Genomic DNA, 20,226 nt, shown 5'->3' on the forward strand with positions numbered 1-20,226 from the left:
GGCGGGTCAGGGTGCGCCGGCTCGCCCCGGCGCGGTCGGCCCAGGCGTCGAGATCCTCCGCGGCGGCGGGATCCGCGATCAGGCCGAGGCAGACCCGGCGCAGCCGAGCATCCCGCGGCAGCGGCAGGGTGAGCGGCGTCTCGGGCGCGCGGCCGATCTCGTCGAGCACCAGGGCAGCGAGGTGGCCGCCGCGGTCGGCCTCGTCGTACAGAACCGGCTCCTCCGCGAGGGCGGTCAGCGCCGAGGACAGGAGCGCCGAGACCGCGATCACCCGGCAGGACGCCGGAAACGCCGCCACCGCGGCGGGGTCGAGATAGGCCGTGCACAGGGCCACCGGCCCGTGGGTGACCGTGGCATGCGGCAGGCGCGGCGGGATCCAGAGGGCGTGCCCTTCCGGCACGACCCAGGTGCCGTCCTCAGCCGAGGCGCTCATCAGCCCCGCCGTCGCGTAGAGGAGCTGCGCCCGGACATGAAAATGCAGGCCGGTGCCGCTCCCGGCCGGCAGCGGCTTGCGCACGACTGCAACCGGCCGCGGCACATGCTGATAATCGGCCGCGGCGGTCGACCGCGGCGTCGCCGCCGATTTTGGCCCGTTCCCATACATATCCGGCCCGACGCCTCCATCGGGCCAGGGTATCAGGGGGGCGATCCCGGAGGATAGGCCGCGATGGATTCCGAAACCCTCTCCCGACGCACGCTGCGCTTCGTCAACGTCGCGCATGCCCTCGACCATTTCGTGCTGCTGATCTACCCGACCGCGGTCATCGCCATCGCGGCCCAGACCGGGCTCGGCTACGGCGAGATGATCGGACTGGCCACCGGCGCCTTCGTGGCCTTCGGCCTGTGCTCGCTGCCGATGGGCTGGCTGGCGGACCGGTTCGGCCGGCGCAACATGCTGGCGGTGTTCTTCCTCGGCTACGGCCTCTCCTGCCTGGGGGTGGCGAGCGCCACGACGCCGCTGAGCTTCGCGCTCTGGCTGTGCGTGCTCGGCCTCGCCTCGGCGATCTACCACCCGGTCGGCTCGACCATGCTGGTGACCCACGCGCGCCGGCTCGGCCGCGACCTCGGGGTCAACGGTGTCTGGGGCAATCTCGGCGCCGCCTCCGCCTCGGGGGTGACCGCGCTGCTGGCCGCCAATGTCGGCTGGCGCGCCGCCTTCGTGGTCCCGGGCCTCGTCTGCCTCGCCTGCGGCGCCGCCTTCCTGGGGCTGGTCCCGGGCGACGGCGAGGCCGGCGGCAAGAAGGCCGGCGGCGCGGCCGCGATCGCGGTGAGCCGACCCTGGGCACTGATGGGTCTCTACGCGCTGGCGATCTTCGCTGGCGGCGTCACCTTCAACCTCACGACGATCAGCCTGCCCAAGGTGATCGACGAGGGCGTCGGCCAGGCGCTGCCGCTGACGCTGATCGGCTCGCTCGCCACCGTGGTCTTCCTGTTCGGCGCGCTGATGCAGCTCGCCATGGGCCGGCTGATCGACCGGTTCAGCCTGCCGTTCCTGTTCGTGACCCTGTCGGTGCTGCAGCCGCTGGGCCTCGGGATCGCGGCGCTGACCACCGGTCTGCCCCTGCTCGTCGGGCTGATGCTGGCCATGACGGCGATCTACGGACAGGTGGTGATCAACGACGCGATGATCGCCCGCTACGTGCCACCGGCCTACCGGGCCCGGGCCTACAGCGTGCGCTACTTCGTCGGCTTCACCGCCAGCGGCTTCGTGGTCCCGGCGATCGCGGTGCTGCATGACCGCGGTGGCTTCGCGCTGGTGCTCGGCATCGCGGCCGCCTGCGGCGCGGTGATCTGGCTCTCGGCGCTCGGCTTCTTGAAGGTAACGCAGGGCGGCCCCAGGGCCGAGCTGGCGGCGGCGGAATAGGCCGGCGGTTTGCCGCCCCGGGCCTCCGCTGCTACGCGGCCACGGTTCCGAGCCGTGAGCCCGCCGTGACCACACTCTCCCTCGTCATCCGGCCCGAGCGGCCGGAGGACGCCCCCGCGATCGACCGGCTCCAGGCCCGCGCCTTCGGCCCCGGACGCTTCGCCCGCACCGCCTACCGCTTGCGCGAGGGCGCGGCCGAGCGGATGGATCTCGGGGTCACCGCCTCGGTCGGCAGCTTTCTGGTGGGCTCGGTGCGGATGGGGCCGGTGAGGACCGGACCGTCGGCCTTCGTCATGCTCGGACCGCTGGCGGTGGATCCGAGCTTCGCCGGACGCGGCATCGGCGGCACCCTGACCCGCGCGGCGCTCGAGGCCGCCCGGCAGGCGGGCGAGGGCTTGGTGATCCTGGTCGGTGACGCGCCCTATTATACCCGGTTCAGATTCGCGCCGGTCCCGCCCGGCCGCCTGACCCTGCCCGGACCGGTGGATCCCGCCCGGCTGCTGTGGCTGGAGCTGCAGGCCGGGTTCTGCGCGGGCGTGTCGGGCCTGGTCGAGGCGGTGCGCGCCTGAACGTCCGCGCCGCGTGCTAGGCCTGCGGCTCGGCGCGTCCCTCGATCAGGCGCGCATATTCAGCCTCCGCCACGCCGTAGCCGTCCCCGGCATAGTCGAGCAGCCCATCGCGATCGGTGATCTCGACGCTGCCGCGGCGCTTGCGCACCGAGCCGGCCATCTCCAGGCTTCGCAACGCCGCCGTCACTCCCGGCCGCTCGACGCCCAGCATGAACGACATGAAATCCTGCGTGACCGTGATCTGGTCGCCATCGACGCGGTCGTGGCACATCAGCAACCACCGGGCGAGGCGGGTCGCGGTGTTGCCCCGGGGTGTTGACGAAGGCCGTCTGGGCGGTCTGGACGAATTGCGCCTGGATGAAGCGCTGCAGGAGCCGCCGCAGCGCCGGGCGTCGCTCCACCTCGGCCCGCAGCCGCGGCACGTCGATGCTCAGCATGTGCCCGGCCATCTGCACGAAGTGGGTGTGCGGGCTGCGGTCGTCATCGAGCAGGATCGGGGCGGCACCGACCAGACCTTCCCGGCCGATCAGCCCGACCTCGACCCGGCCGCTGGGCGCATCGCCGGTGATCGAGACGAACCCGTCTTCCGGGAAATAGACCGCCTCGATCGTCGTGTGGGACGCGATCAGGACATGCCGCAGGCGCATCGCCTGGGCCCGCAAAGCCGGCTGCAGGACCGCGAAATCCTCCGGCGGGAGAGCCCGGAGGAGGCGGTTGCGTATATCGGCTTGCTGGAGGGGGGCCATGAGGATCGCCTGTGGGGCAAGAGCACACGGCGTCCCTCAATCACCAGCGCCCGAACCATGGTCGGCGATGAAGAGAAAATGGTATTTGCCACGAAAACCGAAAGTGTTGCTTAAAAAACGCAAGAAGATTACCGCCGACTGAAAACTGATTTCGATCGATAATACGTGTACCGGTGACGCCCGTTAAACAGTCCGCCGCCTATCGTTCGCGATGACCGTCGGACTGCGCCTTCAGGACATCGCGGATGCAGGCGAACACCGTCTGGCGATCCTCGGGATTCCGGATCGCGAGCCACATCTGGAGAAGCTGAGCCGTTTGGCCGGTCGAAGGCCCGTCAGAAGCCGCGAAGAACAGATCCGTCGAACAGCCGAGCACCTCGGCGAGGTCTTCGAGCTTCCCCAGGGCCCGGGGGCTTGCGGCCGAACCCCGGATTGTGGGGGTCCTCATGTCCATCGCAGCGGCTCCATCAATAATTCGCCCCCACATCAACGATGAACAGCTCTTATCACCCCAACATCGGTTGCAATACGGTAATAAAAAAAGACAATTATTCGAATGAAGGCGACTGTAATGTAAAAGTTTTACACTCCGCAACCCGTCTTCGACATGTTAGACGTTGGATATGCAATGAGTCGGGCCACCGATCTGGATGCCGTGGCGGATACGTGTATCGCCGCCTACGCCGTCATCGCCGATCACGGCACGCCGCAGATGAAGATGCTGATCCGGGTGCTGCTGCACATCGTCGGCCGGGAGATCGTGCAGGATTTGGAGCGGAGGGAGCGCGCGGACGACGGGACGTCCGAGGGATCCCCGGAACGCGACACGGGGCCCTGATCGTTTCGAGGCCCGGCCTGCGAAGGCCAGCTTACGTGACGCGACCGCGCAGGGCTCGGACCCGCGATCGGTCGCCACCCCAGACAGTCACGCCCGCCGCAGCGCCAGGGCGGCGATGAGCCCGGCGGTGAGCAGCGCCAGGGCCACGGGGGTCGCCGAGGTCGCGGGCCAGGCCGAGGCCGCGGCCGTGAACAGGGCCCCGAAGGTCATCTGGGTGAAGCCGTAGAGGCTGGAGGCCGAGCCCGCCGCGTGCGGATCGACGTTCATCAACCCGGCCACCGCGTTGGGGCTCAGCAGGCCGACCCCGACCGCGTAGGCGAAGAGCGGCACGATCAGGCTGACGACGCCGAGCATCCCGGTCCGGTCGACCAGCAGCAGCGCCAAGGCGGACGCGATGCAGAGCAGGTTGCCGCTGCGCGCCGCCTTGCGGATCGGCACGCGGCTCGCGAGCCGGCTCGCCAGCACGGCGCCCCCGACCATGCCGAACACCACGATCAGGCAATCGAACCCCACCTCCTGCGAGGAACGCCCGAGCCGGTCGACCAGCAGGAACGGCGCCACCGCCAGGAAGGCGTAGAGGCTGGTGCCGCCGCAGGACCCGGCCACCAAGTAGGCGCGGAAGGCCGGCACCTTCACCAGCCGGAGATAGCCCGCCAGGATCGCGACGAAGCCGGGCAGCGCCACCTTGTGCCGGTTGGTCTCGGGCAGGGTGAACACCACCAGGGCGCCCAGCAGGGCGACGATCCCGGCGAGCACCACGAAGACCGCGCGCCAGCCGAACACCTCGTTCACCACCCCGCCGATCGCGGGGGCCAGGGCGGGTGTGAGGGTCATGGCGGTGGTGAGGATCGCGAGCTTCTTGGCCGCGTCCTCCCGGGTGGAGACGTCCCGCACCATCGCCCGGCCGATCACCAGGGAGCCGCAGGCCCCGAGCGATTGCAGCACCCGGGCCACCAGCAGCACGCCGATGCTCTGGGCCGGGATCGCGAGGAGCAGCCCGGCCAGGTAGAGGCCGAGCCCGCCGATCAGGATCGGACGCCGCCCGAACCGGTCGGAGAGCGGGCCGTACAGGAGCTGGCCGCCCGCGAGCCCGATCAGGTAGACCGTGATGGTGAGCTGGGCCGCGGCCGTCGTGGTGCCGAGGTCGGCGGCGGCCGTGGCGAGCGCGGGCACGAAGATGTGCAGCGCCACTGTGCCGGTCATGGTCACGGCAACGAGCAGCGGCAGGGGCGCACGGCGCCCCTCCGGATCCAGACGTCGATCGGGCAAGCGGATTCCTTCGCGGTGTCTGACCCGGACGGACATCGGGTCGCGGACGCCTAAAGGCAAAGGCCGGGCCTGAGGCCCGGCCGGTGCGCCGCCGCTACTCCTTCGGCGTCGGCAGCGGCGCGTTCAGGTCCTTGGTCGGGCCATCGACCTCGAGGTTCTTGGCCCGGTCCACCGCCTCGGGATTAGCCTGGGCCGGCGGCTCCTTGGCGGCCGGAGCGGCAGGGGCTGTCGGCTCGGCCGGGATCGCGCTCGAGGGCGCGCCCTGCTGGTCGCCATCATGGGCGCCCGCCGGCGGAGCCGGGGCGTTGCGATCGCTCGATTCGCTCGGCGCGCGTGGGCTGCCGGCGGACTTCTCCTCGACCGGCTTGGCCGTGTTGACGTCGGCGGGCTTGGCCGGGCTGTCCTTGCCCTCGGAGCCCTTGCCGGCGGCCGGCTTGGCGGCGGTGGGTTTGTCCTCGGCGGCGGGCGCGGGCGCAGGCTTGTCCTCGGGCTTGGCGGCCGCCGGGGCGGCCTCGGGCTTCGCCTCGGTCTTCTCCACGGCAGGCAGCGGCTTGGGGCTGTCGGCGTTCTTGTTCAGGTAGGCGATGACGTTGGCGCGCTCCTGCGGCGAGGCGATGCCGGCGAACGCCATCTTGGTGCCCGGGGCGTAGCCCTTCGGGCTGGCCAGGAAGGCGTCCAGGTCGTCGTAGGTCCAGGTGCCGCCCTTGCCCTTCAGGGCTGCCGAGTACTCGAAACCGGCATGGCCGCCCTTCGGTCGCTCGACCACGCCGTAGAGGTCCGGGCCGACCTTGTTCGGGCCGCCCTTCTCGAAATTATGGCAGGCCCGGCAGGCCTTGGTGCCGGCCTCGCCCTTCTCGACGTTGGCGCTGGCGAGCCGGACAGCGATCGGCTCGACCTTGGCCTCCGGGGTCGCCGCGGCGGTCTGCGGCTCCGGCTCGGGCAGGTCGTAGCCGGCTTTGCCCGCAGGTCTCGGATGGTAGATCAGCTCGGCGACGAAACCCGATCCAGCCGCGAACAACAGGGCACCGAGCACGGCACCAAGCACTTTGTTCACTTCGAACGAGTTCATGCTCTTCTCTCGATCTGCCCGTGCCGTCACAGGCAGGCACGCCGGGACACAGGACCTTGGAAGATTTCAAGGGTGCTTAGCCGTTCCGGCACGATCTTGACAATGGTGGTCGGGGGATCCGTACCGTCGCGGGGCAAAACCCCCGTGCCAAATCGCCCAGCTTGTCACCCAGCGGCATCATTTTGCCGGATCGCGAGACGCGGAGCCCCGCCCGCGCCAGGGACGACAACCGCCGACAGGCCTGTTAAGCAGCCGCGCTCCGCCGCGAGCCCCCGCCCGATCGCCGATCCCCGATGTCCGATCCCCTCGTCCTGATTCCGGCCCGTCTGGCCGCGACGCGCCTGCCGAACAAGCCGCTGGCCGAGATCGCCGGCGAAGCGATGATCGTCCATGTCTGGCGCCGGGCCATGGAGGCCGGGATCGGCCCCGTGGTGGTGGCGACCGACACGGCCGAGATCGCCGAGGCCGTCGAGGCGGCCGGCGGCGTCGCGGTGATGACCCGGGCCGACCACCCGTCCGGCTCGGACCGGCTCGCCGAGGCGCTGGAGACCGTCGATCCCGAGGGACGCCACGACGTGGTGGTCAACGTCCAGGGCGACCTGCCGACCATCGACCCGGCGATTATCGGCGCCTCGATCGGACCGCTCTCGGACCGGACCGTGGACATCGTCACGCTCTGCGCGCCGATCACCGACGCGCACGAGGCCGACAACCCCAACGTGGTCAAGCTCGTGGGCCACAGCGTCGGCCCGGGCCGCCTGCGCGCGCTCTACTTCACCCGCGCCCGCGCCCCCTGGGGCGAGGGTCCGCTCTGGCACCATATCGGCCTCTACGCCTATCGCCGCACCGCGCTGACCCGCTTCGTCGCCCTGCCCCCCGGGGAGCTGGAGACCCGGGAAAAGCTCGAGCAGCTGCGCGCGCTGGAGGCCGGCATGCGCATCGATGCCGTCATCGTCGACGACCTGCCGCTGGGCGTCGACACCCCCGCCGACCTGGAGCGCGCCCGCGCCCTCCTCCAGGCCCGCCGCCTGAACTGAACCGCATTCCCGATGACCGACCGCACCATCTCGTACCAGGGCGAGCCCGGGGCCAACTCGCACATCATCTGCGCCGCGGCGTTTCCCGATTGGACGCCGCTCCCCTGCGCCACCTTCGAGGACGCCTTCGCGGCGGTCACGGAGGGCCGGGCGCAGCGGGCGATGATCCCGATCGAGAACTCGATCGCGGGCCGGGTCGCCGACATCCACCACCTGATCCCGACCTCGCCGCTGCACATCGTGGCCGAGCATTTCCTGCCGATCCATTTCCAGCTGATGGTCCTGCCGGGCACGGCGCTGGAGACCGTGCGGACCGTCCACAGCCACGTCCACGCGCTCGGCCAGTGCCGGCGGATCGTCCGCCGACTGGGCCTGAAGGCCGTGGTCGCCGGCGACACTGCGGGCGCGGCGCGCGAGATCGCCGAGATCGGCGACCCGAGCCGGGCCGCCCTGGCGCCGGCGCTGGCCGCCGAAGTCTACGGCCTCAAGATCCTGGAACGCGACGTCGAGGACGAGGCGCACAACACCACCCGCTTCGTGGTGTTTTCCCCCGAGCCGGAGCCGGTGGAAGCCGGGACCGGCCCGTGCGTGACCAGCTTCGTGTTCCGCGTGCGCAACATCCCGGCCGCCCTCTACAAGGCGCTCGGCGGCTTCGCGACCAACGGCGTCAACATGTCGAAGCTCGAGAGCTACATGATGGACGGCGAATTCACCGCCACCCAGTTCTACGCCGAGGTGGACGGCCACCCCGAGGATCCGGGCCTCGCCCGGGCGCTGGACGAGCTCGGCTATTTCTCGCGCGAGCTGCGGGTGGTCGGCACCTACCGGGCGCACCCGTTCCGCGAAGCGGCGCGGCCGCCGGCGGAGTAGCAGGCTTCGCCGTTCAAGCCCGTTATCGCACTTTGCGGTATCGACAATCCGTAACTACGCTTCGCCATGGGCTTTCAATGGGATCCCGATAAGGATGCAGCCAATCAGGCCAGCATCTCATCGGATTCCGACAGGCGGCCGAGATTTTCCGCGGCTTCCGGCTGACACGCGAAGATACGCGCCGCGACTACGGCGAACGCCGGTTCATCTGCCTGGGCCTGTACGACGGAGTGGTGTTGCGGGTGGTCTACGTTCAACGTGACGGCGACATCCGCATCATCTCGGCATGGAAGGCGAGCCGCCATGACAGGAAAGTCTACGCCGAAGCGCGTACCAGATCGGGCAGCGACCGTCCGGTATGAAGGCTTTGCCGACATGCCCGCGGCGGAACCGTTAAGCCCGGCATTCAAGGCCCTGGACGATGCAGAGATCGAGCGACGCGCCGCCGCAGATCCCGATGCCGGACTGATACCGCTGGGTTTCTGGGACGAAGCATCGCCGGCGTCCGTAGAGACGAAGGAACAGATCACGCTTCGCCTCGACGCGGACGTGCTGCGGCATTTCCGGAGCGCGGGAAAGGGTTATCAGTCGCGGATCAACGCGGTGCTCAAGAGCTACGTGGCAGCGCAGGAGAAGCGGCGGTAGCAAAAATCACTCCCGTCGCAACACCTTGTCGGCGGCCAGGTCCGACCAGAATCCCGGCCGGAAGTCACGCTTGAGCGCCTCCGGGTCGTAGATCGTCTCGACCCAGGTCAGGAAATCGATGCCCTTGGCCTCGCCCTCGACCAGGTAGCGGGCGAAGAACGCGTCGAGGATGCCGGTCTTGGCGAAGCGGAGATGGCCGTAGCGGGCCGAGAGTTGCCGGGCGGCCTCGGCCACCGGGCGGTTCTCGTGCAGGATCAGGTAAAGCGCCGAGGCGAGCCCGGCCCGGTCGGCGCCCGACTTGCAGTGCATCACCGCCGGGTACTGGATGCTGGCGAAGAAGTCCTTGGCCGCCAGCAGGGTGGCGCGGTCCGGAGCCTCGCGGGAGCGCAGGACGAACTCGACCAGGGTGAGCCCGTGGCGCTCGCACGCCTCCCGCTGCAGCGGCCAGGATCCGTGCTCGCGGCCGCCGCGCAGGGAGATGATCGTGCGCACCCCCTCGGCCCGGAAGCGCGCGAGCTGGTGCGGCCCAGGCTGGGCCGAGCGCCAGAGTCGGCCCGATCCGACCCGATGGCGGTTGAGATAGGCCAGCCGGAACACGCCGTGATCGATCAGCAGCATGTTCGCCCAGGCCTTCAGCCGGTCGCCGGGGCCGGCGATCGGCCGCTCGAACCGGGCGATCCGGGCCATGCGGCGGGCGTAGCGCGTCTCGGGCTTGAGGAAGCGGTTGAACACGTTCAGGACTGCCGCGGAATCGGGAGCCGGCTCTAACAGCCGCCCGGAAGCCCGGCAATTCGCCTGTCGGGCCGGCATCCACGCCGCGTTGCCGCCCACCGACGGAATGTTGCGGAAAACCGGCGCCGATCTTGCCTTTACTCTGCCCGGATCGGGGGCGAACCTGGGCGGGCCGCGCGGGTTATCCGACGGTCGACGGGGGAAGGCCGGAAGCCCATGAGCACGCGCACCACGAGCATCCGCCGGGCTCGCGAGGCCGATCTCGGCAGCTTGTCGACGGTGTTCGATGCCTCCTGGCGCGAGGCCTATCGCGGCATCATCCCCGGGGTGGCCCTCGAGCGGCTGATCGCCGGGCGCGACCGGGCCTGGTGGCGCAGCGCCCTGCGCCGGGGCCGCCCGATCGCCCTGGTCGAGACCGGGGAGCGTGTGGTCGGTTACGCCGCCTACGGGCGCACCCGCAGCCGGGCGCTCGGCACCGAGGCGGAGATCGACGAGCTCTACCTGCTGCCGGAATACCAGGGCGTCGGCCTTGGACGCCGCCTCTTCAAGGCGGTCCGCAACGACCTCGCCGATCATGGCCTGACCCAGCTCGGCGTCTGGAGCCTGGAGGACAACGCCCGGGCCGGCGCCTTCTACGAGGGCCTGGGCGGCCAAGCCGGGCCGCGGGTGCTGGACCGGGTCGCCGGCGTCGCGCTGCCCAAGGTCGGATACCTGTTCAGCTAACGTTTCCTGGGACTCGTCGCCAGCCCCGCGCCGATACTGATTTGCATCGCACGGCCAGGCATCTAAGAGGTCGGGGAAGCGGTGCAAGCCGCATCCCGGAAGCGATACGCCATGAACATCGACGCCATCCCGCTCGGCAAGAAGCCCCCGCACGACGTCAACGTCATCATCGAGGTGCCGCTGGGCGGCGAGCCGATCAAGTACGAGATGGACAAAGAATCCGGCGCGCTGGTCGTCGACCGGTTCCTCTATACGCCGATGTTCTACCCCGGGAACTACGGCTTCATCCCGCACACCCTGTCGGGCGACGGCGATCCCTGCGACGTGCTGGTCGCCAATACCCGGGCGGTGCTGCCCGGCGCGATCATCAGCGCCCGCCCGGTGGGCGTGATGGTGATGCAGGACGAGGGCGGCGAGGACGAGAAGGTCATCGCGGTGCCCTCCCGCCACCTCACCAAGCGCTACGACCGGGTCGAGAACTACACCGACCTGCCCGACATCACGATCCAGCAGATCCAGCACTTTTTCGAGCACTACAAGGATCTGGAGCCCGGCAAGTGGGTCAAGTTCGTCCGCTGGGGCGACAAGGAAGAGGCCCACCGGCTGATCGAGGAAGCGATCGAGCGGGCGAAGGCCAAGAAGTAAGATCGACCAGCAGGCCGCTCCCGTTCGGGGCGGCCTGTTTCGTTCACCCGTCGATGCGGCGCAATCCGGCCTTGTAGCGCCGGGCGTTCTCGACGTAGCGCAGGGCAGCCTGGCGCAGGCCCTCCACGGCCGCAGCATCGAGGGTGCGCACGGCCTTGGCCGGGGCGCCGACGATCAGGCTGTGATCCGGGAATTCCTTGCCCTCGGTGACCAGCGCGTTGGCCCCGATCAGGCAGCCGCGGCCGATCCTGGCGCCGTTCAGCACCGTCGCGCCCATGCCGACCAGGCTGCCGTCGCCAATCGTGCAGCCATGGACGATCGCACCGTGGCCCACGGTGACATCCGCGCCGATCACCAGCGGGAAGCCGGGATCGACATGCATGATCACGCCCTCCTGCACATTGGTCCGGTCGCCGACGCGAATCGGCTCGTTGTCGCCGCGCAGGGCCGCGCCGAACCAGATGCCGACATCGACGCCGAGATGGACGCGGCCGATCACCTGGGCGTCCGGGGCGATCCAGACGCGGTCGGGATCGGCCAGGTCCGGCGCGTGGTCGTCGAGCGCGTAGAGCGGCATGGCTGGCTTTCCGTCCCGGGGCTGATCGGTCGGCGCCAAGGCCGACGAGGCACATCGCCTGTCGCCGGAATGGCACAGGTCCGGCCCGCCTGCCAATGTAGGGCCACCGGCGAATCGTGAGCGAGGCCCGGCGTGAAGCGGATCACGGCATCGATCGGCGTTGTGGCCCTGTTGCTGGCGCAAGCCGCCACGGCGGCGGATTGGCACGCCGGCGCGCCGGCCGGCGGCTTTCGGGCCACCTGCGAGGACCTCGCCACCTTCTGCTTCGCCGAGGCCTGCGGGCGCGATCAGATCACGGCGGCCCAGAGCTGTCAGGCGCGCTGCCCCAGCGCCGTGATCCTCAGCGTGGTGCCGGCCGCCTGCCGCATCCCGGAAGCGCCGCTCGGTCCCATCCTTCGGCGACGCGGCTGAGCGCCCAGCAAGATCCACCGCGTCATCGCTGGTAGATCGCCAGGTCCGGCCGAGAAAAAAATCATCGCCCTGCGGCAACGAAACGCGGGGCGCAGCATTGACTGTGCTCGAACGGCTCTAAAGCGAACAGGTCGACATGGACCGTTGCTCGCAAAGGCGCGAGACCGGAAGTCATATCATGATCAACGATGATCTTATGCCGCCCAAATCGGGCCTGAATGCTGATCCTGTTCTCTACGGTGTCGCCGCCGGCCTGGCGGTCCTGTTCCCGCCGGTCATGGCGCATGCCCAGAATGCGGCGCGGCCGAGCGCGTCTTCCGAAGACGACAAGGACGCGGAGACGCAAGACGCGGAGTGATCGGAGCCCGACGTTGAGGGTCGCGCCGGACGGGGTAGCGTCAGAGGGCCAGCCGCGCGATCAGCAGCAGGGTCGCCAGCACCGGCGCCGCGGCCGCGAGCCAGAGCGCACCGGCATGCACGGCGGGGGGTGCGCTGAACCGCAGGGGCCGCACCACGCCGCGGCGCAGGGGTTGCTCGCGCCCGAAACCGATCCCGATGGCCATCCGACGCCTCCTCGATGTACGAGGAGGAAATCGCGGCGGCCCTCAAGGCCGCCTGAATCGACGGCCGGGTTCGTGCGGCGTGGTGAATCCGCCCTTAAAGCAGCTTCCGTCCGGGTATCTCTCGCCTCAGAGTGCCCGGTCGAACTTCAGCTCGCCATTCGGGCTCTTCAGCACCAGCTGCGAGCCGACCAGATCCCAAACCGCCGCGGTCCGCAGGGCAACGAAGAACGCCTGCTCGGAGGCTGCGAGGCTCTTGTCGCAGCTCTTCTTGGTGAGCGCGAGCGGACCGACTGCGAGGTGCTGATCCTTCAGCGGAAAGGCGGTGGCCGCGAAGGTGTTGCAGCCGCCGTAGCCGCGGGCGCGGTACTGCTTGTCGATGATGAAGCTCGGCCGGTCGCCGCCGGTGAACGGCTTGCCGTTGAGGCTCACCGCCGTCCAGGTCGAGTCGAGCGGGAAGATCTTCTCGCTCGCCTTGGTGCCCGGCACGTATTGCGGCTTCTTCTCTTCCTCGCCGCCCGGGCGGCGGTTGCCGCGGCCGAAGCCCGTGGGCGCACCACCGCCCATCTGGGCCTGGGCCTGCGTCGCTGCGGTCAGGTCCACGGCCATCACGGCACAGGCCAAGGTGGCGATCAGCACCGCTCTCATCGTTCTGCCCCTACTCTCGCGCGCACGGCGCTCAGCTCGTCGTTCATTCGGCGGCGCATCGTGCCCCCGACGCCCACGATTCGCGCGTCGAGGCCGCCCCGAATCCATACACACCCACGGATGCGACTGAATTTCAGCACAATTATGGTCACGGCGCATCGGGCGGCGCCCTGAACCGATCGGCGGCCGTTATCGTTGTCGATCATCGTACAATGACGAGCGACGGGATGGAGGACGACGTGGCGGGATCGGACGAGAGCGGCCAGGCCGGGGCGAGCGCGCTCGCGATGAGACCGGCGCAGTCGCGGGCGGCCCGCGGGCTGCTCGGATGGTCCGAGGCAGACCTCGCCGCCAAGGTCGGCCTGGATGAGCAATTCGTGCGCGACTTCGAGAGCGGCTACGGCGACCCGCCGAGCGGGCAGATCGAGGCCCTGCGCAGCACCCTGTGCGCCGCCGGCGCGGTGTTCGACGACGCGCCCAATCCCGGCGTCCACCTGGCCGCCCAGGCCACGGCCGACGAGGGCGTCCGGCCCGGCGCCCTGACCACCGAGAACGATCGGTAGGGCCTGCCTAGGGCGGTCCCAGTCATGACGCGTTCAGCCGCCGGGGCCGATAGCCGGGGGGCTCGATCCGCACGTCGTCCCAGGAGGGATCCGTGACCGTTCTTCTCGACCGCCCCATCCGAATTGAGGCGCACGTCATGGCGGGGGCACACTGATGCGAGCCGACGCTTTCCTGGCGGCCGCCGACGCGCTTCCGGTGGCGGATCTCGACAGCCTGGTGGCGCCCGGTGGTCTCGTCGTGGTCGCGCCCCATCCCGACGACGAGAGCCTGGGATGTGGGGGCCTGATCGCCGCGGCACGCGCCGCCGGCCGCGACGTGCGCCTCGTGGTGGTCAGCGACGGCTGCGGCTCGCACACCCATTCCCGGCTCTACCCGCCGGACAAGCTGCGGACCTTGCGCGAGGCGGAGACGCTCCGGGCCGTGGCGATTCTCGGCCTCGCCGCGGATTCCGTCACCTTCCTGCGCCTGCCCGACGCGCATGTGCCGAGTGCAGGCCCCGAGGCCGAGGCCGCCGCCCATGCGGTCGTGCAGGCCGCCACCGCCTGCGAGGCCGGCGCGGTGTTCGTGACCTGGCGGCACGATCCCCATTGCGACCACAGGGCGTCCGCCGCCATCGTCGGCCTCGCCCGGCCGCTCATGCCCAAAGTTGCGGTCTACGAATACCCGGTCTGGGGCTGGACACTGCCGCCGGGGACCGAGGTCGGGCCCGCGCCGGACGGCCTGCGCCTCGAAGTGTCGGCCTATCGCGCGGCCAAGGCCCGCGCAGTCGCGGCACACGAATCCCAGACGACCGATCTGATCGCAGACGATCCCACGGGCTTTCGCCTGGAGCCCGCGATGATCGACCGGCTCTGCGGCCCCTACGAGCGCTTCGTCAGGATCCCGGCATGAGCCGGGCCACGGAGACCATGCCGGCGGATTACTTCGCCGGCATCTACGCCAGCGATCCGGATCCCTGGAGGTTCACGAGTTCGGCCTACGAGCGCGACAAATACGCGGCGACTTTGGCCTGCCTGCCGCGGCCGCGTTACCGCGCTGCCTTCGAGCCGGCCTGCGCAATCGGGGTGTTCACCCGGGCCCTGTCCGAGCGCTGCGACCGCCTCCTGGCGAGCGACCTGATCCCGGCCGCCGTCGAGGCCGCCCGGGCCCGCTGCGCCGACCGGCCGACGGTCGAAATCCGCCAGGGCGCCGTGCCGGCGGACTGGCCGGAGGGGCGGTTCGACCTGATCGTGTTGTCCGAATTCCTGTATTTCTTCGCACCGCCCGACCTCACCGAGCTGGTTCGGCGTGTCGGCGGGGCGATCGAGCCCGGCGGCGACCTCGTGCTGGTCCACTGGATCGGGGAGACCGACTATCCACAATCGGGCGACGAGGCGGTCGAGAGCTTCATCACGCAGGCCGCGCCGTTCGCTACCCTGCTGCATCAGGACCGGACAGACAGATACCGGCTCGACGTGCTGCGTGCGGGAGGTGCCGCGTGAGCACCACGGTCATCACCCTCAACAAGGGCCGGGGCGCGCATCTCGCCCGGCTGCTCGAAGGCCTGGGGCGCGGCACGCCGCCTGAAACCTGCATCGTCGTCGAGATCGGCGGCGACGACGCACCCCTGCCGGATCTGCCGTTCCCGGTCGAGCGCGTCCCGTTCCCGCGGGACGGCCTGCCGCTTGCCGCCGCGCGCAATGCCGGACGCCGGGCGGCCCGGACCGACACGCTGGTCTTCCTCGATGTCGATTGCATCCCGTCCCGCGGCCTGGTCGCGGACCTGTCGCGGGCGGTCGCCGAGCACGACGCTCTGATCTGCTGCGAGATCGGCTACCTGCCGGCCGGCGCGGTCACGGATGGCTGGGACGAGGCCGAGCTCGACCGGCTCGGCCATCCGCACCCGGTGCGCACCTTCCCGGCCCCGGGCCGGGTCGCGCCGGCATCGCAGCCCGGCCTGTTCTGGTCCCTGGCCTTCGCGGTGCGGACCGCGACCTACGACCGGATCGGCGGATTCGACGAGTCCTTTTCCGGCTACGGGGCGGAGGACACCGACCTGGCGTTCCGGGCAGACAGGGCCGGCGTGCCGATCCTGTTCCTCGGCGGTCCGCGGGCCTACCACCAGCACCATGCGAGCTACGACCCGCCGCTCCAGCATTTTCGCGACATCGTCGCCAACGCCGCCCGCTTCCACGCCCGCCACGGCTTCTGGCCGATGGACGGCTGGCTCGACGGGTTCAGTCGCCTCGGCCTGATCGCACCGGACCGGTCGAACGGGATCCAGGTTTACCGCGACCCGACGCCGTCCGAGATGGCGGCGGCGCGCCTGCCGAACACGCGGCCGTTCTAAAGAAGTGGCGTCGCGGCCGGTGATCCCGGCCGCGACGGGCGCCCTCCCCCGTACGGGAGTGGGAACCAGCATCACAATCCGGCGCTGCTGGAACCCGCCAGCGCGCCGGGAAGGGCGAAAACCCTTACGCCTTCATGGCGTCCGCCTTCTCGATCAGCGCCTCGGCCATGCGGATCGACGCGATGTCGATCAGGCGGCCGTCGAGGGAGACGGCGCCGCGGCCGGCCTTGGCGGCCTCCTGCATGGCTTCAAGGATGCGCCGGGCCTTGGTGACCTCGGCCTCGGACGGGGTGAACACCTCGTTGGCGAGGTCGATCTGCGAGGGGTGGATCGCCCACTTGCCCTCGAAGCCGAGCGCCGCGCAGCGCTTGGCCGCCGAGCGGTAGCCGTCCGGATCCGAGAAGTCGCCGAACGGGCCGTCGATCGGGCGCAGGCCGTAGGCGCGGCAGGCGACCAGCATGCGGTTCTGGGCGAACAGCCACGGGTCCTGCCAATGGGTCTGACGGTTGCCGGCCTCGTCCTTGTCGGTGAGCACCGAGAAGTCGGGATTCACGCCGCCGATCACCGTGGAGCGGGCGCGGGTCGAGGCGGCGTAGTCGGCCACGCCGAAGGACATCGCCTCCAGGCGCTTCGACGACTGGGCGATCGCCTCGACATTGGCCATGCCGAGCGCGGTCTCGATCAGCACCTCGAAGCCGATCTGCTTCTCGCGCTTCTTGGCCTGCTCGATCTGGGTGACCAGCACGTCGATGGCGTAGACGTCGGCCGGCACGCCGACCTTGGGGATCAGCACCATGTCGAGCCGCGGGCAGGCTTCGACGATGTCGACCACGTCGCGGTACATGTAGTGGGTGTCGAGACCGTTGATGCGGATCATCATGGTCTTGTTGCCCCAATCCAGGTCGTTGAGCGCCTGGATGATGCTGGTGCGGGCCTTCTCCTTGTCGTCGGGAGCGACCGCGTCCTCGAGGTCGAGGAAGATCACGTCGGCCGCCGACTGGGCCGACTTCTCCATGAAGGTCGGGTTGGAGCCCGGGACGGCGAGTTCGGAGCGGTGCAGGCGCGGCTTGGCCTGCTGGATCAGGGTGAAGCTCATGGGTGTTTCTCTCCTGGTTACGGTTCTGGTGCCGCCGGGGTGCGTGTCGATCGCCCTCCGGGAACAAGATGGGTCACGGGTCGGCGGGCGACAGAGCGGCGCGCCTTACCCGGTCGAGCCGAAGGCGACCGCGATGCAGTTGATCGACAAGAGCAGGGCGGATTTCACCGCCTCGCGCCGGTCCTCATCGGTCTCGGCCCGGTAGCGGGCCAGCAGCTCGACCTGCTCGCGCCCGACCTGGTTGATCGTCGGCAACCGCCCCTTCAGCCGATCGCGGAACAGCGGGAAGCGCTCGGCCAGCTCGGTGCCGCCGCTCACCCGCAGCACCATCTCGCGGGTCAGCGCGTACTCGGCTTCGATCATCGCGAAGATCCGGTCCCGGACGCCCGCGTCGGGGACGAGGCCGGCATAGGCGCGGGCGATGTCGAGATCGACCATCATCAGGGTCTTCTCGACCTCGTCGAGGACCAGGCGGAACACCCGCGACTCCTGGAACAGGCGCTTGAGGGTCGCCTCGCCGTCCCGGCCGCGCACCTCGATGAAGCTCGCGAGCCCCGAGCCGACGCCGTACCAGCCGGTGATCACGTGCCGGTTCTGCGACCAGGCGAACACCCAGGGGATCGCCCGCAGATCCGACAGCGAGCGGGCGCCGAACCGACGCGCCGGGCGCGAGCCGATGTTGAGGAGCGCGATCTCGTCCAGCGGGCTCGCCGACTGGAAATAGTCGACCAAGCCATCGGTCTGGAGCAGCCGGACATAGGCGGCCCGTGAGGCGCCGGCGAGCGCCTCCAGGGCGTCGTCGTGGCCGACGCCCGCCCGCTCGCCGTCGCCCGCCAGGGCGTGCTCGAACACCGAGGCGGCGAGCAGCTCCATCTGATAGGCGGCGGTGCCGCGGTTGGCGTATTTGAACGACACGACCTCGCCCTGCTCGGTGGTGCGGAACCGGCCGCGGATCGAGCCCGGCGGCTGGGCCATGATGCCCCGATGGGTCGGCACGCCGCCCCGGCTCACCGAGCCGCCGCGGCCGTGGAAGAACGCGATGCCGACGCCGAGGTCCTGGCCGAGCCGGGTCAGTTTGCTCTGCGCCTTGTACAGCTCCCAGTTGGCAGCGACGAAGCCGCCATCCTTGTTGGAGTCGGAATAGCCGATCATCACCTCTTGCACCCCGCCCTGCCAGCGGGTCGAGCGGCGCACCACCGGCACGCCCAGGAGTTCGCGCATGATCGCCGGGGCGGCGCGCAGATCGTCGATTGTCTCGAACAGGGGCACGATCGCGAGCGGGCAGATTTCCGGACGGATTTCGGGGCCCGCGGCGTCGAGGAACACGCCGGCCTCCTTGGCGAGCAGGTAGGCTCCGAGGATATCCTCCACCGACCGGGTCATCGACAGGACGAAGGCGCCGAACGCCTCCCGGTCGAGGCATTCGCGCATCTCGGCCACCAGCGCGAAGGTCGCCAGCGTCTCGCGGGCGGCGTCGGGCAGGCTCTCGAAGGAGCGCTCCGGATCCCGGGGCCGGACCAGCTCGGCGTCGAGCCATTGCCGCCAGGCCGCCGAGCCGAGCGCCGGGGGCTCGCCCTCGCCGTTGCGCTGGCGCCAGAGCGCCTGGAGCGTCTCGGTGGTCCGGGTGGTGTTCTCGCGCAGGTCGAGCCGGACCGTGGAGAAGCGGAAGATCTCGACCATGCGGCGGACCGGCCGGACCAGGTCGCGGCCGAGCGCCCCGCATTTGGCGTCCTCCAGGCCCCGCTCCAGGGTGCGCAGGTCCTCGATCAGGCCATCGGCGCTGGCATAGTCCGGCCCGGACGGATGTTGGCCCTCGTTGCGGGCGATGGTCGCGTCGAGCTTGCGCAGGACGCAGGTGAGATATTGGCGATACGGCTCGCCGGGATTGCGCCGGGCGATGGCCCGGGCCTGGCCGCTCTCGGCGAGTTGCCGGTCGAGCTCCTGGCGGAACGTTTCCGGCAGCGGCAGCGCACGCTCCGTGAGCGAGAGCGTCCGGCCGAGCTCGTGCACGCCGTCGCGGTAGCGGTTGAGCGAGGCCAGCGCGTTGCGGTGCAGGGCCTGCCGGGTAACCGCCGCCGTGACGTAGGGATTGCCGTCCCGGTCGCCGCCGATCCACGAACCGAACTGAAAGAACGGCGGCACCTGGAACGACGTGCCCGGATAGGCCTCAGCCAGGGACTCCTCCAAGGTGTCCATGGTCTCGGGCAGCATCTCGAACAGGGTCTCGTCGAAGAAGTGCAAGCCCCAGGCGACCTCCCGCTCGACGGTCGCCTTCTCCAGGTGCAACTCGCCGGTCATCCAGACCAGCTCGATCTGGTCGCGCAGCTCGTTCATGAGCCCGTTGCGCTCGCGGTCAGTCCAGCGCGGCATCTCCAGCTCGCGCAGCACGAGGTAGATCCGCCGGAACTTCTCCAGCACCGTCACCCGCTTGCCCTCGGTCGGGTGCGCGGTGAGCGTCGGCCGGATGCGCAGGTCGGAGAGCAGCGCCTGGATCTGCGCCGGCTGGATCCCCTTTGCGCGGGCCTCGGCGAACACCTTCGCGAACGACCCGCTCAGCGCGGCCCGCCCCTCCGTGCGCTCGACGTGACGGCGCCGGCGCATCGCGGCGTTCTGCTCGGCGATCGAGATCAGGTGGAACCAGATCCCCTGCACCTGGAGGGCGCGCGCCAGCATCTCAGGCGAGAAGCGCGAGATGTCGGCCGTGCCGTGCAGCACTGCCTCGAGATCGGGGTCGTGCCGGCGTGCGACGTCGAGCAGGGCCTGAAACAGGATGTCGAGGGCCTGCTCGGCCGAGGTGCCGGTGATCACCGGCGGCGCGAAGGCGCTGGCCTCGGCGAGGCCGGGCGATGCGTGAAGGGTACGGGTCATGGAGCCACCTCGTGGCACACGTTTTTGAGAAGCCGCCGCGATGTCCCCTCCCCCTCCGCGGGGAGGGTGGCCCCTGCGTCAGCAGGGGTCGGGAGAGGGGAGCGACGGTGCTGGAGAGGTCGCGATGGGCGAGCGATCCCTGAAACGTCGCGCTGCCCCTCTCCCG

27 protein-coding genes are annotated in these 20,226 nt (G+C 70.1%); 16 read left to right on the forward strand and 11 right to left on the reverse strand.

From position 1 onward, the window contains the following. Positions 1 to 604 (reverse strand): AraC family ligand binding domain-containing protein (locus tag AKJ13_RS16825; RefSeq protein ID WP_050734389.1); only part of this gene is annotated, 604 nt, incomplete at its 3' end. A 63-nt stretch (positions 605 to 667) separates the two neighbouring features. Between AKJ13_RS16825 and AKJ13_RS16830 the strand changes: the two genes are divergently transcribed. Next, complete coding sequence (locus tag AKJ13_RS16830) at positions 668 to 1,864, forward strand: MFS transporter (protein WP_050734390.1); 1,197 nt, start codon at positions 668 to 670, stop codon at positions 1,862 to 1,864. Positions 1,865 to 1,929: 65 nt separating this feature from the next. Then, the gene (locus tag AKJ13_RS16835) at positions 1,930 to 2,433 is read left to right on the forward strand and encodes an N-acetyltransferase (RefSeq protein WP_050734391.1); all 504 of its coding nucleotides are present in this window, start codon (positions 1,930 to 1,932) and stop codon (positions 2,431 to 2,433) included. 16 nt (positions 2,434 to 2,449) lie between these two features. On the opposite strand, the gene AKJ13_RS33260 is transcribed toward AKJ13_RS16835, so the two are convergent. Further along, positions 2,450 to 2,704 (reverse strand): helix-turn-helix domain-containing protein, encoded by a 255-nt coding sequence (locus AKJ13_RS33260; protein ID WP_348270945.1) that lies wholly within the window; start codon positions 2,702 to 2,704, stop codon positions 2,450 to 2,452. Here AKJ13_RS33260 and AKJ13_RS33265 point away from each other — a divergent pair. After that, the gene (locus AKJ13_RS33265) at positions 2,643 to 3,293 is read left to right on the forward strand and encodes a hypothetical protein (RefSeq protein WP_348270948.1); all 651 of its coding nucleotides are present in this window, start codon (positions 2,643 to 2,645) and stop codon (positions 3,291 to 3,293) included. The two genes, AKJ13_RS33260 and AKJ13_RS33265, sit on opposite strands and share 62 nt — an antisense overlap. Positions 3,294 to 3,378: 85 nt before the next feature. Here AKJ13_RS33265 and AKJ13_RS16845 read toward each other — a convergent pair whose 3' ends face one another. Further along, on the reverse strand, positions 3,379 to 3,633 hold the full coding sequence (locus AKJ13_RS16845) for a hypothetical protein (protein ID WP_050734392.1): 255 nt from the start codon (positions 3,631 to 3,633) through the stop codon (positions 3,379 to 3,381). Between the two features lie 174 nt (positions 3,634 to 3,807). On the opposite strand from AKJ13_RS16845, the gene AKJ13_RS16850 reads away from it, so the two are divergent. Continuing rightward, entirely contained in the window at positions 3,808 to 4,017 is a 210-nt protein-coding gene (locus AKJ13_RS16850) for a hypothetical protein (RefSeq protein WP_050734393.1), read from the forward strand. A gap of 87 nt (positions 4,018 to 4,104) precedes the next feature. Here AKJ13_RS16850 and AKJ13_RS16855 read toward each other — a convergent pair whose 3' ends face one another. Together AKJ13_RS16855 and AKJ13_RS30520 are read right to left on the reverse strand one after the other, a co-directional pair. After that, positions 4,105 to 5,322, reverse strand: a complete 1,218-nt coding sequence (locus tag AKJ13_RS16855; RefSeq protein ID WP_082316992.1) for a multidrug effflux MFS transporter — start codon at positions 5,320 to 5,322, stop codon at positions 4,105 to 4,107. 58 nt (positions 5,323 to 5,380) lie between these two features. Beyond that, positions 5,381 to 6,355 carry a cytochrome c family protein gene (locus tag AKJ13_RS30520; RefSeq protein ID WP_082316993.1) on the reverse strand — a complete coding sequence of 325 codons (975 nt, stop codon included), beginning with the start codon at positions 6,353 to 6,355 and terminating at the stop codon, positions 5,381 to 5,383. Between the two features lie 293 nt (positions 6,356 to 6,648). Between AKJ13_RS30520 and AKJ13_RS16865 the strand changes: the two genes are divergently transcribed. The 4 genes from AKJ13_RS16865 to AKJ13_RS16875 all read left to right on the forward strand — a co-directional run bounded on the left by AKJ13_RS16865 (position 6,649) and on the right by AKJ13_RS16875 (position 8,907). Next, positions 6,649 to 7,392: a 3-deoxy-manno-octulosonate cytidylyltransferase gene (locus tag AKJ13_RS16865; protein ID WP_050734394.1), complete on the forward strand. Its 744-nt coding sequence runs from the start codon at positions 6,649 to 6,651 to the stop codon at positions 7,390 to 7,392. Between the two features lie 12 nt (positions 7,393 to 7,404). Next, positions 7,405 to 8,262, forward strand: a complete 858-nt coding sequence (locus AKJ13_RS16870; protein ID WP_050734395.1) for a prephenate dehydratase — start codon at positions 7,405 to 7,407, stop codon at positions 8,260 to 8,262. A 161-nt stretch (positions 8,263 to 8,423) separates the two neighbouring features. Then, positions 8,424 to 8,624, forward strand: a complete 201-nt coding sequence (locus AKJ13_RS30525) for a BrnT family toxin (RefSeq protein WP_244471640.1) — start codon at positions 8,424 to 8,426, stop codon at positions 8,622 to 8,624. Further along, on the forward strand, positions 8,566 to 8,907 hold the full coding sequence (locus tag AKJ13_RS16875; protein WP_244471633.1) for a BrnA antitoxin family protein: 342 nt from the start codon (positions 8,566 to 8,568) through the stop codon (positions 8,905 to 8,907). Before AKJ13_RS30525 ends, AKJ13_RS16875 begins: the two co-directional genes overlap by 59 nt. A 6-nt stretch (positions 8,908 to 8,913) precedes the next feature. Here the strand turns inward: AKJ13_RS16875 and AKJ13_RS16880 are convergent, their stop codons facing one another. Continuing rightward, positions 8,914 to 9,639: a tyrosine-protein phosphatase gene (locus AKJ13_RS16880; RefSeq protein WP_050734397.1), complete on the reverse strand. Its 726-nt coding sequence runs from the start codon at positions 9,637 to 9,639 to the stop codon at positions 8,914 to 8,916. A gap of 216 nt (positions 9,640 to 9,855) precedes the next feature. Between AKJ13_RS16880 and AKJ13_RS16885 the strand changes: the two genes are divergently transcribed. Together AKJ13_RS16885 and ppa are read left to right on the forward strand one after the other, a co-directional pair. Further along, complete coding sequence (locus AKJ13_RS16885; RefSeq protein ID WP_050734398.1) at positions 9,856 to 10,362, forward strand: GNAT family N-acetyltransferase; 507 nt, start codon at positions 9,856 to 9,858, stop codon at positions 10,360 to 10,362. Positions 10,363 to 10,473: 111 nt separating this feature from the next. Then, the gene (ppa, locus tag AKJ13_RS16890) at positions 10,474 to 11,007 is read left to right on the forward strand and encodes an inorganic diphosphatase (protein ID WP_007559546.1); all 534 of its coding nucleotides are present in this window, start codon (positions 10,474 to 10,476) and stop codon (positions 11,005 to 11,007) included. A gap of 43 nt (positions 11,008 to 11,050) precedes the next feature. Here ppa and AKJ13_RS16895 read toward each other — a convergent pair whose 3' ends face one another. Then, positions 11,051 to 11,584: a gamma carbonic anhydrase family protein gene (locus AKJ13_RS16895; protein WP_050734399.1), complete on the reverse strand. Its 534-nt coding sequence runs from the start codon at positions 11,582 to 11,584 to the stop codon at positions 11,051 to 11,053. Between the two features lie 132 nt (positions 11,585 to 11,716). Here AKJ13_RS16895 and AKJ13_RS16900 point away from each other — a divergent pair, with 132 nt between their 5' ends. Continuing rightward, positions 11,717 to 11,995: a hypothetical protein gene (locus AKJ13_RS16900; RefSeq protein WP_050734400.1), complete on the forward strand. Its 279-nt coding sequence runs from the start codon at positions 11,717 to 11,719 to the stop codon at positions 11,993 to 11,995. A gap of 178 nt (positions 11,996 to 12,173) precedes the next feature. Next, on the forward strand, positions 12,174 to 12,353 hold the full coding sequence (locus AKJ13_RS16905; RefSeq protein ID WP_082316994.1) for a hypothetical protein: 180 nt from the start codon (positions 12,174 to 12,176) through the stop codon (positions 12,351 to 12,353). A gap of 40 nt (positions 12,354 to 12,393) precedes the next feature. Here the strand turns inward: AKJ13_RS16905 and AKJ13_RS32295 are convergent, their stop codons facing one another. Both AKJ13_RS32295 and AKJ13_RS16910 read right to left on the reverse strand, forming a co-directional pair. Next, entirely contained in the window at positions 12,394 to 12,558 is a 165-nt protein-coding gene (locus AKJ13_RS32295; RefSeq protein ID WP_200905651.1) for a hypothetical protein, read from the reverse strand. A gap of 126 nt (positions 12,559 to 12,684) precedes the next feature. Next, positions 12,685 to 13,203, reverse strand: coding sequence for an META domain-containing protein (locus AKJ13_RS16910; protein WP_007559556.1), 519 nt, complete (start codon positions 13,201 to 13,203; stop codon positions 12,685 to 12,687). Between the two features lie 287 nt (positions 13,204 to 13,490). Between AKJ13_RS16910 and AKJ13_RS16915 the strand changes: the two genes are divergently transcribed. The 4 genes from AKJ13_RS16915 to AKJ13_RS16930 all read left to right on the forward strand — a co-directional run bounded on the left by AKJ13_RS16915 (position 13,491) and on the right by AKJ13_RS16930 (position 16,096). Next, positions 13,491 to 13,766 carry a helix-turn-helix domain-containing protein gene (locus tag AKJ13_RS16915; protein ID WP_050734463.1) on the forward strand — a complete coding sequence of 92 codons (276 nt, stop codon included), beginning with the start codon at positions 13,491 to 13,493 and terminating at the stop codon, positions 13,764 to 13,766. A 154-nt stretch (positions 13,767 to 13,920) separates the two neighbouring features. Continuing rightward, positions 13,921 to 14,658 carry a PIG-L family deacetylase gene (locus AKJ13_RS16920; protein ID WP_050734402.1) on the forward strand — a complete coding sequence of 246 codons (738 nt, stop codon included), beginning with the start codon at positions 13,921 to 13,923 and terminating at the stop codon, positions 14,656 to 14,658. Then, positions 14,655 to 15,248 carry an SAM-dependent methyltransferase gene (locus tag AKJ13_RS16925; protein WP_050734403.1) on the forward strand — a complete coding sequence of 198 codons (594 nt, stop codon included), beginning with the start codon at positions 14,655 to 14,657 and terminating at the stop codon, positions 15,246 to 15,248. Before AKJ13_RS16920 ends, AKJ13_RS16925 begins: the two co-directional genes overlap by 4 nt. Then, positions 15,245 to 16,096, forward strand: a complete 852-nt coding sequence (locus AKJ13_RS16930) for a galactosyltransferase-related protein (RefSeq protein ID WP_050734404.1) — start codon at positions 15,245 to 15,247, stop codon at positions 16,094 to 16,096. The genes AKJ13_RS16925 and AKJ13_RS16930 overlap by 4 nt, the downstream gene beginning before the upstream one ends. 124 nt (positions 16,097 to 16,220) lie before the next feature. Here AKJ13_RS16930 and AKJ13_RS16935 read toward each other — a convergent pair whose 3' ends face one another. Both AKJ13_RS16935 and AKJ13_RS16940 read right to left on the reverse strand, forming a co-directional pair. Further along, the gene (locus tag AKJ13_RS16935) at positions 16,221 to 17,192 is read right to left on the reverse strand and encodes a CoA ester lyase (RefSeq protein ID WP_050734405.1); all 972 of its coding nucleotides are present in this window, start codon (positions 17,190 to 17,192) and stop codon (positions 16,221 to 16,223) included. Between the two features lie 105 nt (positions 17,193 to 17,297). Next, a complete protein-coding gene (locus AKJ13_RS16940; RefSeq protein ID WP_050734406.1) occupies positions 17,298 to 20,060 on the reverse strand; it encodes a phosphoenolpyruvate carboxylase in 2,763 nt (920 codons plus the stop codon). Positions 20,061 to 20,226: the final 166 nt, after the last annotated feature.

This window comes from Methylobacterium sp. ARG-1, from assembly GCF_001262595.1.
In the GTDB taxonomy this organism is placed as follows: domain Bacteria; phylum Pseudomonadota; class Alphaproteobacteria; order Rhizobiales; family Beijerinckiaceae; genus Methylobacterium; species Methylobacterium brachiatum.

Coding starts and splice junctions, on each gene's coding strand:
- AKJ13_RS16910 (WP_007559556.1), bottom strand. CDS start 13,203: ATGAGAGCGGTGCTGATCGCCACCTTGGCCTGTGCCGTGATGGCCGTG.
- AKJ13_RS16940 (WP_050734406.1), bottom strand. CDS start 20,060: ATGACCCGTACCCTTCACGCATCGCCCGGCCTCGCCGAGGCCAGCGCC.
- AKJ13_RS16870 (WP_050734395.1), top strand. CDS start 7,405: ATGACCGACCGCACCATCTCGTACCAGGGCGAGCCCGGGGCCAACTCG.
- AKJ13_RS16920 (WP_050734402.1), top strand. CDS start 13,921: ATGCGAGCCGACGCTTTCCTGGCGGCCGCCGACGCGCTTCCGGTGGCG.
- AKJ13_RS16865 (WP_050734394.1), top strand. CDS start 6,649: ATGTCCGATCCCCTCGTCCTGATTCCGGCCCGTCTGGCCGCGACGCGC.
- AKJ13_RS16845 (WP_050734392.1), bottom strand. CDS start 3,633: ATGGACATGAGGACCCCCACAATCCGGGGTTCGGCCGCAAGCCCCCGG.
- AKJ13_RS33260 (WP_348270945.1), bottom strand. CDS start 2,704: ATGTGCCACGACCGCGTCGATGGCGACCAGATCACGGTCACGCAGGAT.
- AKJ13_RS16895 (WP_050734399.1), bottom strand. CDS start 11,584: ATGCCGCTCTACGCGCTCGACGACCACGCGCCGGACCTGGCCGATCCC.
- AKJ13_RS33265 (WP_348270948.1), top strand. CDS start 2,643: ATGAACGACATGAAATCCTGCGTGACCGTGATCTGGTCGCCATCGACG.
- AKJ13_RS16935 (WP_050734405.1), bottom strand. CDS start 17,192: ATGAGCTTCACCCTGATCCAGCAGGCCAAGCCGCGCCTGCACCGCTCC.
- AKJ13_RS16830 (WP_050734390.1), top strand. CDS start 668: ATGGATTCCGAAACCCTCTCCCGACGCACGCTGCGCTTCGTCAACGTC.
- AKJ13_RS16885 (WP_050734398.1), top strand. CDS start 9,856: ATGAGCACGCGCACCACGAGCATCCGCCGGGCTCGCGAGGCCGATCTC.
- AKJ13_RS32295 (WP_200905651.1), bottom strand. CDS start 12,558: ATGGCCATCGGGATCGGTTTCGGGCGCGAGCAACCCCTGCGCCGCGGC.
- ppa (WP_007559546.1), top strand. CDS start 10,474: ATGAACATCGACGCCATCCCGCTCGGCAAGAAGCCCCCGCACGACGTC.
- AKJ13_RS16905 (WP_082316994.1), top strand. CDS start 12,174: ATGATCAACGATGATCTTATGCCGCCCAAATCGGGCCTGAATGCTGAT.
- AKJ13_RS16925 (WP_050734403.1), top strand. CDS start 14,655: ATGAGCCGGGCCACGGAGACCATGCCGGCGGATTACTTCGCCGGCATC.
- AKJ13_RS30520 (WP_082316993.1), bottom strand. CDS start 6,355: ATGAACTCGTTCGAAGTGAACAAAGTGCTTGGTGCCGTGCTCGGTGCC.
- AKJ13_RS16915 (WP_050734463.1), top strand. CDS start 13,491: ATGAGACCGGCGCAGTCGCGGGCGGCCCGCGGGCTGCTCGGATGGTCC.
- AKJ13_RS16855 (WP_082316992.1), bottom strand. CDS start 5,322: ATGTCCGTCCGGGTCAGACACCGCGAAGGAATCCGCTTGCCCGATCGA.
- AKJ13_RS16850 (WP_050734393.1), top strand. CDS start 3,808: ATGAGTCGGGCCACCGATCTGGATGCCGTGGCGGATACGTGTATCGCC.
- AKJ13_RS16875 (WP_244471633.1), top strand. CDS start 8,566: ATGACAGGAAAGTCTACGCCGAAGCGCGTACCAGATCGGGCAGCGACC.